This is a genomic window from Streptomyces sp. NPDC014907 (assembly GCF_055562975.1).
This window is the reverse complement of sequence record NZ_JBVHEG010000007.1, coordinates 253,012-267,791: the sequence shown is the minus strand read 5'-3', so window position 1 is coordinate 267,791 and position 14,780 is coordinate 253,012. Positions and strand designations below refer to the sequence as shown.

At 74.7% G+C, this 14,780-nt stretch carries 12 protein-coding genes; 8 read left to right on the top strand and 4 right to left on the bottom strand.

What is annotated here, in order from left to right; all coding sequences use genetic code 11:
• Positions 1-99: 99 nt before the first annotated feature.
• From ACZ3IL_RS20650 to ACZ3IL_RS20635, 4 genes are all read left to right on the top strand, one after another.
• On the top strand, positions 100-4,341 hold the full coding sequence (locus ACZ3IL_RS20650; protein ID WP_467391942.1) for an SNF2-related protein: 4,242 nt from the start codon (positions 100-102) through the stop codon (positions 4,339-4,341).
• The gene (locus ACZ3IL_RS20645) at positions 4,338-5,132 is read left to right on the top strand and encodes a hypothetical protein (RefSeq protein WP_467391940.1); all 795 of its coding nucleotides are present in this window, start codon (positions 4,338-4,340) and stop codon (positions 5,130-5,132) included. The genes ACZ3IL_RS20650 and ACZ3IL_RS20645 overlap by 4 nt, the downstream gene beginning before the upstream one ends.
• A 108-nt stretch (positions 5,133-5,240) precedes the next feature.
• Positions 5,241-5,507 carry a DUF4235 domain-containing protein gene (locus ACZ3IL_RS20640; RefSeq protein WP_467391938.1) on the top strand — a complete coding sequence of 89 codons (267 nt, stop codon included), beginning with the start codon at positions 5,241-5,243 and terminating at the stop codon, positions 5,505-5,507.
• A 709-nt stretch (positions 5,508-6,216) separates the two neighbouring features.
• On the top strand, positions 6,217-7,977 hold the full coding sequence (locus tag ACZ3IL_RS20635; RefSeq protein ID WP_467391936.1) for an NlpC/P60 family protein: 1,761 nt from the start codon (positions 6,217-6,219) through the stop codon (positions 7,975-7,977).
• A 252-nt stretch (positions 7,978-8,229) separates the two neighbouring features.
• On the opposite strand, the gene ACZ3IL_RS20630 is transcribed toward ACZ3IL_RS20635, so the two are convergent.
• The 3 genes from ACZ3IL_RS20630 to ACZ3IL_RS20620 all read right to left on the bottom strand — a co-directional run bounded on the left by ACZ3IL_RS20630 (position 8,230) and on the right by ACZ3IL_RS20620 (position 11,003).
• Positions 8,230-8,520, bottom strand: a complete 291-nt coding sequence (locus ACZ3IL_RS20630; RefSeq protein WP_467391934.1) for a hypothetical protein — start codon at positions 8,518-8,520, stop codon at positions 8,230-8,232.
• 445 nt (positions 8,521-8,965) lie between these two features.
• Entirely contained in the window at positions 8,966-10,063 is a 1,098-nt protein-coding gene (locus ACZ3IL_RS20625) for a glutamate--cysteine ligase 2 (RefSeq protein WP_467391932.1), read from the bottom strand.
• A gap of 256 nt (positions 10,064-10,319) precedes the next feature.
• Positions 10,320-11,003: a DUF4230 domain-containing protein gene (locus tag ACZ3IL_RS20620; protein ID WP_467391930.1), complete on the bottom strand. Its 684-nt coding sequence runs from the start codon at positions 11,001-11,003 to the stop codon at positions 10,320-10,322.
• Positions 11,004-11,243: 240 nt separating this feature from the next.
• Between ACZ3IL_RS20620 and ACZ3IL_RS20615 the strand changes: the two genes are divergently transcribed.
• On the top strand, positions 11,244-11,954 hold the full coding sequence (locus ACZ3IL_RS20615; RefSeq protein ID WP_467391928.1) for a VanZ family protein: 711 nt from the start codon (positions 11,244-11,246) through the stop codon (positions 11,952-11,954).
• Between the two features lie 297 nt (positions 11,955-12,251).
• On the opposite strand, the gene ACZ3IL_RS20610 is transcribed toward ACZ3IL_RS20615, so the two are convergent.
• Entirely contained in the window at positions 12,252-12,902 is a 651-nt protein-coding gene (locus ACZ3IL_RS20610) for a type III effector protein (protein WP_467391926.1), read from the bottom strand.
• 157 nt (positions 12,903-13,059) lie between these two features.
• On the opposite strand from ACZ3IL_RS20610, the gene ACZ3IL_RS20605 reads away from it, so the two are divergent.
• From ACZ3IL_RS20605 to ACZ3IL_RS20595, 3 genes are all read left to right on the top strand, one after another.
• Positions 13,060-13,494, top strand: coding sequence for an Hsp20/alpha crystallin family protein (locus tag ACZ3IL_RS20605; RefSeq protein ID WP_467391924.1), 435 nt, complete (start codon positions 13,060-13,062; stop codon positions 13,492-13,494).
• Between the two features lie 92 nt (positions 13,495-13,586).
• The gene (locus tag ACZ3IL_RS20600) at positions 13,587-13,985 is read left to right on the top strand and encodes a DUF2267 domain-containing protein (RefSeq protein WP_467391922.1); all 399 of its coding nucleotides are present in this window, start codon (positions 13,587-13,589) and stop codon (positions 13,983-13,985) included.
• Positions 13,986-14,066: 81 nt separating this feature from the next.
• Positions 14,067-14,588 carry a DUF2267 domain-containing protein gene (locus tag ACZ3IL_RS20595; protein ID WP_467391921.1) on the top strand — a complete coding sequence of 174 codons (522 nt, stop codon included), beginning with the start codon at positions 14,067-14,069 and terminating at the stop codon, positions 14,586-14,588.
• Positions 14,589-14,780: the final 192 nt, after the last annotated feature.

Genomic DNA, 14,780 nt, shown 5'->3' with positions numbered 1-14,780 from the left:
GTCGCGGCCTCCCGGAGGCGGCGACGGGACGGACGGGGACGCGGCGATTCGTATCCTGTACGTGTTCGCGTCGTCACGCCTCGTACGGGGGACTCCTTCTTGGACACGCAGTCTCGGACGGCCGCCGTCACCGCGCCCCCGGCGGACCGGGCCGGCCCCGGACCGGGGTCCCCGTGGCACGAACGGGCGCGGGACGTCGCCGCGTCCGGCGGGTTCGACCCCCTCCTGGCGGCCGAGGCGGAGGAACGGGCGCTCGCGGGCGGGCTGACGACACGGGACCTCCGGGTCCTGCTGCTCGTGACGGGCGACCACCCGGGGTGGCTGCCCGCCCGGCGGCGGGCGATCGCGGCTCTGGACACCCGCCCGGAGGTGCCGCTGCAGGTGCTGACCCTGCACACGCAGAGGGAGGCGTGGCCCCCGCCCGCCTGCGTGGAATCCTCCGGGCGGGCGCCGCACGGGGAGGCGCTGCACCACGCGGCGTTCCGGGTCGGCCCCGCCGGCTCCCCCGTCACCGGTCCCGGCCGCACGGCCCCCTCGGCGGAACGGGCCCGCCTGGCCGCGGCCGACGCCATGCTCCGGGCCCTGGCCGGCGTGGGGACGGAGCGGCTGCGGCTTCCGGGGATGCCGGCGGAGGCGTTCGAGTCGCTGCTGGGCACGCGCCTGGAGGGGTCGGCCGGACCCGGCGGGGAACTCCACGCCGAACTGGTCCGGCGGGCGTCCGCCTCCCGCCTGCGGCACCGCGACGCCCTGCGGCTGCTCTTCGACGTGACGGGACCGGAATGGCGGGAGGTCCGGCGACTCGCGCTCGGCCACACGGCCAGAACGCCCCCGGCGGCGGCGACCCTGCTGCGGTGGCGGGCCGGGGCGTGCGGCGCGGAGGCCCGTCACACGACGGTGGAGCGTCCCGGCGGGTTCGCCTCGGCATGGAGCTGGGAGGAGGCGGGCGGCCGGATCGTCACGGGCCCCGAACGGGCCTCCGACGACCGGCGCACCTCCCTGCACGACGCCGCGGTCGCCCTCCTCGCCCTGCTGTGCGGGCTGCCCGAGCCGCGGGACCGGGCCGCGGGCGGGCCCCGGAGGGCCCCGGCCCGTGTCCTGCCGGTGCCCCGGGACCAGGACCCGGTGAAGTACCTGAACAAGTACACCCAGCTGGAGGCGATCACGAAGCCGGAGGCGGCCGTCGCCTCCGGGCCCAGGTCCGTCGTCTGCACGTACACGTGCCGGCACGTGGCCACGGGCGCGACGGTGGAGGGCACGGGAACGGCACGCACCAAGGGGGAGGCGCGGCGGGCTGCGGCCTCGGCGCTGCTGGCCCGGCTGGCCGACCTGGACGCGGAACGGGCCTCCGGACCGGCGCCCCGGGGCCCGGCGGACGGGCCGGAGAACCGGGCCGCCGGCCGCGTCACCCTCCCCGGCCCCCGGACCGGGGGACCGGGAACCGTACCGCCGCCGTCCGCGCCGGACGCGGAGGACCGCCCCGCGCCCCGGGAGGAACCGGCGGCCGGCGAGGCGTTCACGGCCCGCGCCGTGGTCGGGGAGGCACTCGCGGCCGGGTGCGCGCTCGCCTTTCTCCCCCCGGCCGGCGACGAGGCGACGGCCGGGATGCTGCTCCACCGGGCCGGCGGCGCCCCGATGCCCGAGGTGCCCCTGCCCGCCGCGCTCTCCCCCACCTCCCGCCGGCTCGTCGGGCCCGGAGGTCCCGTACCGGTGACCGGATGGCGGCTGCCGCTCGCCGAGGCCGTACCGGTGCTCCTGGGGAGGTCCCGGATCACCGCGTGGCATCCGACGGCGGTGGAGTGGGAGCGGGCGGCGCGCCTGGGCGCGCGGCTGGTGGCCGCCGGGCTCGTCCACCCCTCGCTCGCCCCCGACGGGGCGGGCCGGTGGCGGGTGGGCCCCCTGCCGGACAGCGCCTTACGGGCCGTGGACGAACTCGCCCGGCACATGCCGCCGCGCGCCCACGCCTCCTCCGGCGGCGGACACCCCCTCCCGCCGCCGGAGGCGGTCCTCGCCTTCCTCCACGCCGTGGCGGACGGCCTGGTGCGCACCCCCGCGGCGGCCGTGTTCGGCTCCGGCCCGTTCACGTCCCCCTCCGGCGGCCGCGTTCCGCCGGCCGACCTCCCGGCGGCGCGGTCGTGGTGCGACGCCCTGGAGGACCGGCTGGACGACGGCCCGCCGCCCGGTCTCGTCCTCGCGTTCCGGGAGCCCTCCGCACACGAGGCGCGGGAAGGCCGCCTGACGGCGCGTCTCCTCATCGACACCGGCCCGGAGGGACCGGGGGGCGAGGTCGCGGCCTCCCTGGTGTGGGAGGGGCACGCCCTTCACGGCGACGTCGACCGGCGCCGGTCGCGCGAGCGGATCGGACGCCTCCTGGAACGGCTGGAACGGCGGTGCCCCCTCCTCGCCGGCCTGCTCTCCCGGCCCGACGCGTTCGAGGTGGACGCCGCCGGGATCACGCTCCTCCTCCGGGCGGAGGAGGAGCTGGCCGCCGACGGCATGCGGCTGCGCTGGCCGGACCGGCTGCGCCGGGGGCTCTCCTCGTACGCGGTCGTCGGCGCCGGGGCGCCCGCCGCCGGGGCCCCCCGGTTCGGGCTGCGGGCCCTGCTCGACTTCCGGTGGCAGATCGCCCTCGGCGACGACACCCTCGACGAGGCCGAGATGGACGCGCTCGCGGAGGCCGCCCGCCCCCTCGTGCGCGTACGCGGCCGGTGGGTCCTGCTCGACCCCGCCACACGGGCCCGCGCACGGCGCCGGGAGATCGGCCGGCTGACCGGGGCCGACGCGCTCACCGCCGTGCTCACCGGCACCGTCGGCGTCGACGGGCGACAGGTCAACTGCCGGGCGGCCGGCGGTCTCGCCGATGTCGTGGGCATCCTGCGCCGGGGCGAGCACGCCCCTCCCGTGGCCGTCCCGGCCCGGCTGGAGGCCGTGCTGCGCGGCTACCAGGAACGGGCCCTGGCCTGGCTCGCCCACACGAGCGGCCTCGGGTTCGGCGCCGTCCTCGCCGACGACATGGGCCTCGGCAAGACCCTCACCACGATCGCGTACGTCCTCCACCGCCACGAGACCGGCCGCACCGGCCCGGTCCTGGTGGTGTGCCCGTCCTCCCTGGTCACCAACTGGCGGCGGGAGATCGGCCGGTTCGCCCCCCACCTGGAGGTGGTCCGCTACCACGGCGCCGCCCGGAGTCTCGGCTCCGCCGGCGAGCGCACGGTCGTCCTCACCACCTACGGCGTCCTGCGCCGGGACGCGCGGCTCGCCGCCCCCGTCTGGGACCTGGTCGTCGCCGACGAGGCGCAGCACGCCAAGAACCACGCGTCGGCGACCGCGCGGGCCCTGCGCTCCCTCCCCTCCACGGCCCGGCTCGCCCTGTCCGGCACCCCCGTGGAGAACAACCTCTCCGAACTGTGGACGCTGATCGACTGGGCCAACCCCGGCCTGTTCGGCACGCTGAAGACGTTCCGGGCCCGGTACGCGGCCGCCGCCGAACGCGACCCCGACGGTCCCGCCGCCCGCGCCCTCGCCCGGCTCGTCGCGCCGTTCGTCCTGCGCCGCACCAAGAGCGACCCCGGCATCGCGCCGGAGCTGCCCGCCAAGGTCGACGCGCTGCGGATCGTCGACCTCACCCCCGAGCAGGTCGCCCTCTACGAGGCGGTCGTCCGCGAGACGATGGACCGGATCGCCGGCTCCCCGGCCGCCGGGCGCTCCGGGCTCGTGCTGAAGCTGATCACCGCCCTCAAGCAGATCACCAACCATCCCGCCCACTACCTCCGCGAGGCGCACCCCGGCGCCGCGCGCGTGGCCGAGTTCTCCCGGCGGTCGGCCAAGCTGGAGGCGCTCGCCGAACTCGTCGGGACGATCGCCCGGCGCGGTGAGGCCGCCCTCCTGTTCACCGGTTACGTCGCCATGGGACGGCTCCTGGAGGAACACCTCGCGCACCTCGGACACCGCCCGCTCTTCCTGCACGGGGGTCTGGACACCGGACGGCGGCAGGAACTCGTCGACGCGTTCCAGAGCGGCGGGACGCCGCTGCTGCTCCTCTCCCTCAAGGCGGGCGGGACCGGCCTCAACCTGACGCGGGCCGGCCACGTCATCCACTTCGACCGCAGCTGGAACGCCGCCGTCGAGGACCAGGCCTCCGACCGCGCCCACCGGATCGGGCAGCGGCGGACCGTCACCGTCCACCGCCTCGTCACCCGCGGCACGATCGAGGACCGGATCGACCGGCTCCTGACCCACAAACGCGCCCTGCGGAACACGGTCCTCGCCTCCGGCGACGCCGGTCTCGCCCGCCTGACCGACCGTGAACTCACCGAACTCGTCAGCCTGGGAACAGCCGTATGACCACGCCCGCTCCCCCTCCGCGCGTCCGCTCCCCCGAGGGGCCGCGGACCGTCTTCCCCGAAGACCCGGCGGCCGTCTCCCCCGAGGGGCCGCACAACGTCTCCCCCGAAGACCTGCGCACCGTCTCCCCCGGAGGTCCGGGGGCCGCTCCCCGGACGGCGTCCCCGTCGCCGGTCTCCGCGCACCCTCCCGGCGAGCCGCCCCCGCCGCTTCCCGCCGGCGCCCACGACCCCACCCCGCTCCTGGACGGGGTCACCACCGAACCGCCCGCCCCCGTGCCCTCCCTCGCCGCCATGCGCGCGCTCGTCCGGGACGCCGCCCACCGGGCCGCCGCCCTCCTCGGGGACGAAGCCCCCGAGACCCGCGACGCCGTCACCGACGTCGCCCGCTTCACCGCCGGCGCCGGCGCCGGCCACCTGGAGGCCGCCGCCGCCCACCTCGGTCTCCCGCCCTCGCGGATGCGGCACCTCGCCGACGCCTACCGCCACGGCGGCCCCGACGGCGTCGCCACCCATCTCTCCCCCCGGCACACCGATCCCGCCACGCTCTCCGGGGCCGAGGCCGCGATCCAGCCGCTGCGTCCCTCTCCCCACGCCCCCGTCGAACGCCACCACAACCGCCTCACCGACCCGCCGGCCGGCGTCCAGCTCCGCCACGGACCGGACGGCCGCTGGTACCCGTACACCGACCGTCACGGCACCTGGCAGCCCGTCGCGGGGCCGCACCCGGACCCCGCCCGCGCGTACGGGGCCGCCCGCCTCGCGCGGCGGAGGGACCTCCGGCTCCCGTGAGGACGGCCGGCGGCCGGGCGACGTGGAGATCGTTCCGGGGGGGGCGGGCGCATGCGGCCCGGGTGCCGGGGTAGCCGGGGCGGTGAGCCGGAGGGAAAGGAAGTCGCCATGAAACCGTCGCGCCTCGTGTTCAAACCGATCTCGCTCGTCGTGAGCGCCGGGACCGGCGTGCTCGCGGGAGCCGCGTTCAAGAAGGCGTGGCAGATCCTGGGCCACGACGACGACGCGCCCGACGCGACCGACGAGGACCGGGGCTGGCGCGAGATCCTGCTCGCCGCGGCCCTGCACGGCGCGATCTTCGCCCTGGTGAAGGCCGCGGTCGACCGCGGCGGCGCCACGGCGGTGCGACGGGTGACGGGCACCTGGCCCGCCTGACCCCGTTCCGCCCGCCGTTCCCGCGCCGGAGAGGGCACACGATGGTTTCACCGGGTCGTACGAGAACCACCGCTTCGGTGCGAACGGGAGCCGGGCGCGGTGAATCGAGCAGGCGAAGCCGGTCATGCCGGGACAAGGCCACCGTGCACCCCGGGGTCGAACCGCCCGTTCGCCCCGGACAGTTGCACGGTGGCCTGCCAGGTGGGCAGGGAGCGGACACCGCCGGGCCTGCCCTCCGGGCAACGGACGCCTGGAAACGCCAGTACTCCTGCCGACCCGCCACCGCGACGGCTGCGACCGCCCATGTCCGACGCCGCTTCACGCGGCCCCGCTCTTCAATGCCTTGTTCGGCAACCGGCGTATTCCTTACGGGCCGCATCCCTACGGGATTTACCTCCCTTGATCACTACGGCTCCGGCGGGACGGCAGAGCGCTCCGAAGCTCGCCCTCGCCACCATGACCGCCCCGTTCGGTGCCGGCCGGGCTTCTGGGCGCCCCGGATACGGGGGTGAATCGGCGTTCGCCGACGACGCCGACCGTGCGCTCGGCGGAAGGTCCGCGAACAGCACGGCCTCTGTCGCCATACCGCCCCATCCAGGTGATCACTCAGCAAAACCCCCCATCGGAACGTAGTACGCAGGCCCGACGAGAACGGACCCTGACCAGGGGCGACGCACTCCTTCACCAGGCCCGCACGGATCATGAACGCATGTCCCACACCTCACGGCGCAGCCTGCTCACCCTCTTCGCGGCTTCCGCCGCCACCCTCCCCCTGAACGGTCTCGCCGCCGCCCCCGCCCAGGCCGCCGGGCCGGCGCCTCTCCCCGTCGAGCCCTTCCCCGGACCGGCCGGCACGACCTCGGCGCGATCCTTCGTCACGCTGCCTCCGCTGAACCCGTCCTACTTCACGCCCGCGACGCTCAGCCTCCCGCTCGCCACCACCCTCCTGCCCGGAACCCCGGCCCGCACCGAGGTCACCTCCGACGGCAGGCGCATCGCACTGCTCACCCACGGCGCGAGGACCGTCGTCCTCCCCGGACCGACACGGACGTTCAGCGAAAACAAGAAGGCGTTCGTGGACGACTTCCAGCGCACGCTGCCAGACACGTCCCTGCCGATCGCCGACCGCCAGTACTGGGGCACCTCTCCGGGCGGCGGTAGCTGGTCCACCCTCGGCCCCGCCGACACCGACTACTCGGTCACGCCCGGAACGGGCGTCATCGCCCTCACCACCGACTTCGTCAGCCGCCACGCCACCTTGCGCGACGACGAGATCACCGACGTCGACGTACGGGCCGTCGCCAGGTTCGACAAAATCCCCATCGGCCAGGCCTGCTCGTACGCTCTCTCGTTCGGCTACCAGGACACCCACAACCACTACCGCGCCCGGCTGTCCTTCCTCACCTCCGGCGCCGTCGAACTGCGGGTCGAAAAGGAAGTGGCCGACACCGTCACGCAGCTGACCACGGCCACCACCCTCGCCACCGGCGTGCCCGCGGGCACCAACTGGACGATCCGGGTCCGCCGCCAGGGCACTCGCATCCAGGTCAAGGCCTGGGCTTCCGCCACCACCGAGCCGTCCTCGTGGCAGGCGGACCTCACCGACACCACCTTCGGCAAGGGCCGCGTCGGCCTTCGCGCACTCGCCAATGACGGCTGCACCAACCTGCCGGTCAAGCTGAACGTCAGCCGCTTCGAGATAGACGCCGCCAACTGGGCCGCACCCCCCAGCGTCACGCACGGCGACTGGGTGCGCGTGCTGCCGGAGCCGTACGACGGCACCTGGACTACGGACCTGGAGCGGACCATCCGCGGCTGGGCCGGTTCCACAACGCCGGATGTCCTCGCGCACGCGGCGATGTTCCTTGCCGGCGCGCCGACGGTGACCAGCGGCAGCGGACCGGCCGAGGACAGGCAGATCCTGGGAGAGGCCGGGTACGGATTCCTCGACCCCCAGGGGTACCGATACGAAGGAGCCGATTTCCACGAGTACATGAACGTCGGCTGGACCTTCCCCGACGGAACCTATGCCGCGGCCTCCAGCAGGCAGGTCGGCAACCTCGACTGCTCCGGATACACGCGCATGGTCTACGGCTACCACATGGGTGTGCCGATGGCCGCGGGCGCGGACACGTCCAAGACGCGCATCCCCCGCAAATCGCGAGACATGGTCACTTACGCCCCCGGTGTGCGGATCGATCAGACGACCGATGGAACGACTCCCCCTGCGGCGGCTCTGCTGCAACCGGGCGACCTGGTGCTCTTCAACGCGGACTCCGGCGACGACAATCCGTCCATCACCGTCGATCACGTGGGCATATACCTGGGCAAGGACGCGGCGGGCAAGCGCCGGTTCCTCTCCAGCCGCAAGACCGTCAACGGGCCGACCATGTCCGACCTGGGCGGCGCTTCACTTCTGGACGGCACGGGCACCTACGCGAGGAAGCTGCACACTGTTCACCGAATCTGATCGAAAATCATTCTGATCGGTACGTGATGGGCTGATCGTTTCAGAATGAGTTCGGCGTGAAGGCTTGGCGGTCGGGTCTGGCGGCGGCAGAGCGGTGCGGGTGCCGGAGACCCTTGTGTCCAATGCGTCCGATGTGTCCGACGAGCTGTGGAACGCATCGCTCCGCTGCTGCCACCTCGTCCGCCGCGGCGTCATCGGTATCCGGGGCGTCTGCCGGTGGACATGGAAGGGTAAGGGCGGCCCGCTTTCGTGTCAGGGACCGACGGCGCGGACGTGGTCGGCCGAGAGATGCAGTTCGTACGGGCAGCAGCAGTCGGAGCTGAGCGTGGCGACGAGGGTTCCGCAGGAACACAGCTGGTTCATTCCGCCGGTGGGGGTCGCTCCGCAGCAAGCGGGGGACGCGTGGTGACACTCCAGGCCGTGGGCGTCGTCCGGGTTGATGACGATGTTGCCTCGCGGGCCCCGTGACACGAGCCATTGCCCGTGCTCGTCGCTCATCGTCCCGTAGCGCGGCATCGCCTGTACGGGGGTCTTGGAGACCACGAGGGGTGCACCGTACGGCTCTGTCTCGACGGCATAACAGCCTGACGGCACGGTCGGCGGCGACGGACCGGGCTCCTGGGCATCCCACCACGCGTGGTACGGCGCCTCGGGAACCGCGGGCAGCCGAGTGAGTGGACCCGTCAGGGGGACTTCACAGGTCGCGCACACGAAGACCACCGCTTCGGCCCCTGTGATGCCTTCGGTAGCGGGGGCCCGGCGCTCGGGCGCCGCCTTGCCGGTGCCCCGACCCGGGTCTCGTCGGTCGTCCATGCGCCGACCGTACGCGGCGTGCTGCCCGGCTCCGCACGGTGGCGGAAGTTGTTCGACCGGGCCACGGCCCGGATCGTGGGCCGCTTCCGACGGGTGGAACGCGGAGGGGAGGTGCGGTGCCCGCCGGTCGTCGCGCGGGCACCGCACCTCCCCTCCGTTGCTCGGTTCCGGGTTCCTACTCGGCGCCGGTCGTGATCCGGGCGCAGGCCCGTACGACCTCGTGGAGGTCCATGCCCTCGTCCCGCAGGGCCCGCTGGCGGTCCGCCCCGCCGCCGTGGGCCAGGTGGGCGGCGATCCCCTTCCGCGCCTCGTCGAGGTCGCCGATGTCCTTCAGCGCCTCTTCGACGTGGTCGAGAAGGGCTTCGAAAGCCGTCTCGGCGGAGGTCTCCCGCAGGGTGACCGGGTGGAGGAGCGGCCCCTTGAGCCCCGACCGGGCGGCGCGCCAGGACGCCAGCCGCAGGAGGCCGGTGGGGACGGGGGCGGGCGGCTCCCCGGCGCGCCAGGCGCGGGCGGCGGTCTCCACGAGGCCGCGGGCGAGGGTGGCGATCAGGACCGTCGTGTCGGGTTCCAGGCAGACGTCGGCGACCCTGATCTCGACGGTCGGGTAGTTGGCGGAGAGACGGGCGTCGAAGTAGATCATGCCGGAGTCCCGCAGGACACCGGTCTCCACCATGGCGTCGACCCGCTCGTGGTACGTGTCCGGGTCGCCGAACGGTTCGTACGGGCCGGCCGACGGCCAGCGGTTCCACACCCGGCTGCGGTAGCTGCTGTAGCCGCTGTCCTCGCCCTGCCAGAACGGCGAGTTCGCGCTGAGCGCGTTCAGGAGGTAGAGCCAGGGGCGGATGCGGTCGAGGACGGCGACCCCCTCCTCGTCGGACTCCACGGCCACGTGGACGTGGCAGCCGCACGTCAGCTGTTCCCTGGTGGTGAGGGCGAACTGTTCCGCCATCCACCGGTACCGCGCACCCAGGTGCCGGGACGGTTCGACGGGAACGGGCGAGGTCGCGAGGGCCGCGACGACCGCGTCGGACTCCTGGGCGTACCGCAGGGCCTCGCCGCGCCAGCGCACGATCTCCTTCCGCAGCTCCCCCATGTCCGTCAGCGGCCTGGTGGAGAACTCCAGCTGCTCCTGGTGCAGCTCCTTCTCGAAGACCTCTCCCGCTTCGTCGCCGCGCAGGGCCGCCGACGCCAGTACCGCCGACGACACGGCGAACGGCTCGCCCGTCCTGGCGTTGACGAGCATCAGCTCTTCCTCGACTCCTACCGTGCGCATCGACTCTCCCTGCATCAGCGAATGCCCCGCCCCTCCGGCCCCTCCGGGAGGAGGCGTCGGACGGGGCGAGACGAGAACTTTCACGCGTATGCCCAGTTCCGCGCTTGCGAAGCACCCGGATGTGGGTTACGGGCTTTCCGGTGCCCGGCCGGCCGGGCACCGCCGTGTCCCCGGCCGGGTGCGGGTCCGGGCCGCCGGCGCGGGCCGGGCGCGGGGGCGGGCCGCCGGTCCGGGGTTCCGGGTTCCGGCGGGGACCTCAGCCGTAGGTGACGGTGACCCGCTCGAATCCGAGGGCGCGCAGGAGGCCCTGGAGCATGGTGGTGGTGTTGCGTTCCGCCCTGGCGGTGAGGTCGCTCTCCGCGGCGGCCCGTCCGATGTGGCGGGCGGCGAGGACGTGGACGGCGCGCTCGCTGCCGGGGTTGTCGGAGAAGAGGTCGCCCAGCCGGTCGAGGAGTCCCCTCTGTTTGGACACGACGTAGGAACGCTCGGGGTCGAGGGAGGGTTCGGCGAGCCGGGCGTGCGGCAGGCGGAGGGTGGCCGTGGTGCGTTCCCCGTCGACGGTGACGGCGTCCCGGCCGAGGCCCGCGAGGTCGACGTAGGCGCTGACGCTGCCGCCGGCCACGTACAGGGTGCGGGTGCCGCGGATCGCGTCCGGCAGGAACCGGGCGTCCTTCTCCAGGTCGACCACGACCTGGTAGGTGCCGACGGCTCCTTCGTGGCGGTTCATGTCCTGGATCGACTTCAGCAGGACGGGACCGGAACGGTCCTTGGTCTCGGTGCCGAAGAAGTCGCCCAGGACGGGCAGCCGGAGGAAGCGGCCCCCCAGGACCAGGATCAGGATCAGTGCGAGGAGGACGGCCACGACGACGGGCCACCTGCCGGGGGCTCGTTCGCGGCGGCGCTTCTCCTGCGCGGGTCTGTTCTCCGTGTCGTCTCCCATGGGCGTCTGGTGCCCGCGACGCCCGCGAGCATGCGGAACTCCCTTGTCGCTGAAGGCGGTTGGGGCGGTCGGGGCGCCCGTTGCGGTGGGCGCGCCGTTTCCGCGCGCGGGGCCGGACCCGCCCGCACCGGCGCCCCGGTCACGGGTTGTTCCGGCGCTCACCGGGTAACCGGACCTCCTCGGAGAAGTCCTGGTCTTCCTCGTCCGAGGAGACCCGGTGACGATGATGGGGGGCGGCACATGAGGATGTGGAGACGCGGCCGGAGCGGGAGCGAGGCGGCGAAGACGGACGGCGCGCCTCCCGAGCCGCCTCGGCCGCCCGGTCCGCCCCATCCGTCCGAGCCGCCCCGGCGGCCGGGGCAGTCCCGGTGGCCCAAGCCGTCCGCGTGGTCGAAGCCGTCCCGGTGGTCGCGGCCGTCCCGGCCTCCCCGGCCCGCTCCGGTGGAGGAGGGGGCGGTACGGCGCGGACCGGGTCCGGTGGTGCGGGCGCTGGTGGCGCTGGTCGCCCTCGCGGGCATGGTGGCCTTCGCGATCGTCCTGGCCAGACTCACCCTGAACGCGTCACCGGCCTCCGTCTCCCTCACCCACAGCAATCTGACGCCGGGCAGCTCCATCCGCGCGTATCTGCGGCAGCCGGGCTTCGTGGAGACGGTGAAGCAGGTGGGCGGCAACGTGCTGCTCGGCGTGCCGTTCGGCGTCCTGCTGCCCCTGCTCTCCCCCAGAACCCGCGGTCTGGTGCGCGTGGGCCTGCTCACGGTCGTGACGATGCTGCTCGTCGAACTGGTCCAGGGCGCCCTCATCACGGGACGCGCCTTCGACATCGACGACGTCCTGCTGAACACCACCGGTGCCCTGCTCGGCTACCTGCTCGTCGGCCGCCGCATGGGCCGCGCGGTGCACCCGCGCACCCGGCGCCGGTGGTGGTCGCGCGCTCCCCGTCCGGCGCGCTGACTGCGCCGTCCGGCCCTTACGGGGGTGGGCGGCGGGGGGGGGGGGGGGGGGGCGCCGGGCGGGGCGGCGGGGGGGGGGGGGGGCGGGCCCGCGGGGGGGCGCGGGCGCGGGGGGCCGGGGGCCCGGCGGGGGGGGGGCCCCCCCGCGGCGGGGGGGGGGGGCGGGCGGGGGCCGCGGCGGGGGGGGGGGCGGGCCCCCCCCCCCCCGGCCTGTCACCCCCCCTTGCCGTCGCGCCCGCCCGCACACCGGAGCGGTGCTTCCCGGGGCGGTACGGGTGGCGACGGCCGCGGCGTCCGGTCAGGACTGCGGGACACCGGAGCGGCGCTGGTCGCTCTCGTCGCGGAGGACCTCGGTGTGCCGGGTGAGCGTGTCGACGCGTTCGGCCAGGTCCGGGTGGCGGGGGGCCAGGTGGCGCCGGGTGCGGGCGAGGGGTTTCAGGAGGAGGGCGGGGTCGCTGTCCGCGAGGGCTTCGCCGAGGTCGTGCCGGAGGGCGGCGGGGAGGGCGTCGAGGGCGGTGATCTGCCCGGCGAGCTGGCGCAGGTCGAACGCGTTGTCCCGGGCCCAGGCGGTGACCGTGCGGTCGGCCGCGCGGCGGTCGCGGGTGGCCTGGACGCGCTGCTCCCCGGTGGTGCCGGGGTGCCCGGGGCGCACCCGCAGATAACGGCGCTCGGCCGCCTGCCGGCTGGTGACGCCCAGGGGGTGGGCCAGCTCGGCCCAGCTGGCGCCCGCGTCGCGGGCGGCCTCGATGAGGCCGGGCTCCCACCCGGCGAGCTGTTCGCGCAGCTCGCGCAGGAGCAGGAGGGCCGCGAGCGCCTCCTCGGAGGACGTGTCGGGGCGGGTGTCCGGGGGCGCGTCCGGAGCGGACCGGGCCTTCCGCACGGTCTCGTCCATCGCGGTGAGGGCCGTGAGGGCCGCACGGAAGGTGACGGGGTGGTCAGCTCCTGTCATGGGATCACGCCCTCTCCATCTGTCGTCGGTCCATTGACAATGATGATGTCGTCCATCCGTTGCTTCTGGAGTTGTCGTCCATCCGTTGACATGTTACAACGGAGTCAGGTGAAGCGCATTGGCAGTCACTGCCCGACCCGACTGGAGGTGTTTCGCGATGTTGATGCGCACCGATCCGTTCCGCGAACTCGACCGCCTCACGCAGCAGATGCTGGGGACGAACGGCACGTGGTCCCGTCCTTCCGCGGTCCCGATGGACGCCTACCGCGAAGGCGACGCGTACGTGATCGTCATGGACCTCCCCGGCGTGTCGACGGACGCCATCGACATCGACGTCGAGCGGAACATGCTGACGGTGAAGGCCGAGCGGCGCCCCGTCGCGAAGTCCGACGACGTCCAGATGGAACTGTCCGAGCGGCCCCTCGGCGTCTTCTCCCGGCAGCTGATGCTGGCCGACACGCTCGACACCGAGAAGATCACGGCCGACTACGAGTCGGGCGTCCTCACGCTGCGCATTCCGATCGCCGAGCGCGCGAAGCCGCGCAAGATCGCCGTCGGCCGGGGCGACGGCCGCAAGCAGATCAGCGGCTGATCCGCACGAGGCGGGGAGCGGAGGACGGGAACCCGCCCTTCCCTCCCTCCGCCCCCGCCACCCGCCTCCCCCACCCGAAGGAAGGGGCCGTGATGAGACTGCGGTGGCACGCGTTCCTCGACCGTGTCCAGGAGCGCGGTGACTACGACACGCCCCAGGAGGCCGAGCGCGCGGCCCGTGTCGTACTGGCGCTGCTCGGCGCCCATCTGGTCGGCGACGTGCGGGCCGCGCTCGCCGCCCGCCTCCCCGAGACCTTCGCCGTCGTCCTGCTCAACCCCCTCCAGGCCGCCGAACCGCTCTCGCCGGAACGCTTCGTGCGCGCGACGGCCGCCTGGATCGAGGGGGCCACCGAACGGACCGCGGCCTGGGACGTCGGCGCCGTCCTCAGCGTCGCCGCCGACGCCGCCGGAGAGGAACTGACCGACCGGATGCTCCTCCAGCTCCCACCCGGCTACGACCTCCTGTTCGGCCGGCCCCACCCGTCCCGGTAGAGCCGGCCCGCCCCGTCGAAACCTGTTCGCTCCGCCCGGCCCGAGCGGCCGGGCCCGAAGAGAACGGCGATTCCCGTCACCATGACCCTCCAGACCGAGACCACGCCCTCCGCGCCCGCGCCCGCCCGCGGCGGAACGTCCTACACCGGCCTGCTCGAACGCGTCCGCTACGAGGGCGCCTACCCCACCCGCGAACGCGCCGAGAAGTCCGTCCGCTCCGTGCTGGCCGCCCTGGGGCGGCAGCTCGTGGGGGACGAGCGGGTCGACCTCGCGGCCCGTCTCCCCGTCGAGGCGGCCCTGGCCCTCACCGCCCAGGTCCCCGCCACCACCCCCCTCACCGGCTGGGAGTTCGTCAAGGACCTCGCCCGGCGCACCGGCGGCAGCCCCGCCACCACCCGCTGGGACGTCGGCGCCGTCCTCGGCCCCGTCGCCCAGCTGGCGGGCACCGATCTGGTCGACCGCATCGTCGGGCAGCTCCCTCCCGGCTACGCCCTCCTCTTCGGCCGGGTCGAACTCCCGGCGCCCCAGCGTCCGGGCCGCGCCGCCCGCCCCCTCGCGGACCGGAGCGCCGCAGGACGCGGGGCGGGGACCGGACCGGCGTAGGACCGGGTGCCGGCACCGGTTCCGCCGCCCCCGGCGTAGAACCGGGTACCGGCACCGGTTCCGTCACCCCCCCCCCGGAGGCGGGCCGCGGTGCGGGAGTTCCGGCGCGGCGCGGCGTGGCCGCACGTCCCGCACCATGCCGCCGGGGCGGAGATCCACGACGCGTGGACGGCCCCGGGGCCCCGGGGCCGT

What these genes read in the sequence shown, in the direction of transcription:
- ACZ3IL_RS20610 (WP_467391926.1), bottom strand. Translation starts at nt 12,902, where the DNA reads ATGACAGGAGCTGACCACCCCGTCACCTTCCGTGCGGCCCTCACGGCC.
- ACZ3IL_RS20645 (WP_467391940.1), top strand. Translation starts at nt 4,338, where the DNA reads ATGACCACGCCCGCTCCCCCTCCGCGCGTCCGCTCCCCCGAGGGGCCG.
- ACZ3IL_RS20640 (WP_467391938.1), top strand. Translation starts at nt 5,241, where the DNA reads ATGAAACCGTCGCGCCTCGTGTTCAAACCGATCTCGCTCGTCGTGAGC.
- ACZ3IL_RS20600 (WP_467391922.1), top strand. Translation starts at nt 13,587, where the DNA reads ATGAGACTGCGGTGGCACGCGTTCCTCGACCGTGTCCAGGAGCGCGGT.
- ACZ3IL_RS20615 (WP_467391928.1), top strand. Translation starts at nt 11,244, where the DNA reads ATGAGGATGTGGAGACGCGGCCGGAGCGGGAGCGAGGCGGCGAAGACG.
- ACZ3IL_RS20635 (WP_467391936.1), top strand. Translation starts at nt 6,217, where the DNA reads ATGTCCCACACCTCACGGCGCAGCCTGCTCACCCTCTTCGCGGCTTCC.
- ACZ3IL_RS20605 (WP_467391924.1), top strand. Translation starts at nt 13,060, where the DNA reads ATGTTGATGCGCACCGATCCGTTCCGCGAACTCGACCGCCTCACGCAG.
- ACZ3IL_RS20625 (WP_467391932.1), bottom strand. Translation starts at nt 10,063, where the DNA reads ATGCGCACGGTAGGAGTCGAGGAAGAGCTGATGCTCGTCAACGCCAGG.
- ACZ3IL_RS20620 (WP_467391930.1), bottom strand. Translation starts at nt 11,003, where the DNA reads ATGGGAGACGACACGGAGAACAGACCCGCGCAGGAGAAGCGCCGCCGC.
- ACZ3IL_RS20595 (WP_467391921.1), top strand. Translation starts at nt 14,067, where the DNA reads ATGACCCTCCAGACCGAGACCACGCCCTCCGCGCCCGCGCCCGCCCGC.